The 498-nt window shown below is 64.1% G+C and carries 1 protein-coding gene; it reads left to right on the top strand.

Annotation, left to right across the window (positions count from 1 at the left end; genetic code table 11):
- Window positions 1–256 precede the first annotated feature (256 nt).
- A partial coding sequence (locus AC1DN0_RS41380; RefSeq protein ID WP_477146650.1) for a DUF6795 domain-containing protein occupies window positions 257–498 on the top strand: 242 nt, incomplete at its 3' end.

Raw genomic sequence — 498 nt, 5'->3', positions numbered from 1 at the left:
CGGAAGTGCTGTCGCTGGTGCCCGGCTGCATGCGTATCGATCCGTCGGTTGTGCGCCACGAACTGCGCGGCATGAGGTCCTTGGGGATAGCGGCAGGCAGGCGCGGAAGTTGAGGGCGGGTTCCGGCAGCGCGGCCAATGATGCGACCATGGCCGCTTGATCAGGGACGAGGCAGGGCGCGCCAATGCATTCCGGAACGAGGCGATGGGCCGGTTGCACCCTGCTGCTTGCAGGCATTCTCACGCCAGGAGGGGCGATGGCATTTTTTTCAAAGACGCTGTATCTGTTTTCCGAAGTGCATGGCACGGTGCTGTTGAACGGGCAGCCGGTGCCGGGCGTCGAAGTGGCGCAGGACTACCACTGGCACTGGGGCGAACAGAAGCGCAGCACGACCGTGACCACCGATGCGCAGGGGCGCTTCCACTTTGCGGAAGTGACCGGAACGTCGTGGACCGCCAATCTGCTGCCCCACCAGCCGGTGATCATGCAGACCATCAC

It is taken from the genome of Cupriavidus sp. 05N39 (assembly GCF_056397325.1).
The sequence above is the reverse complement of the archived record's forward strand: the minus strand, read 5'-3'. Positions and strand labels throughout refer to the sequence as shown.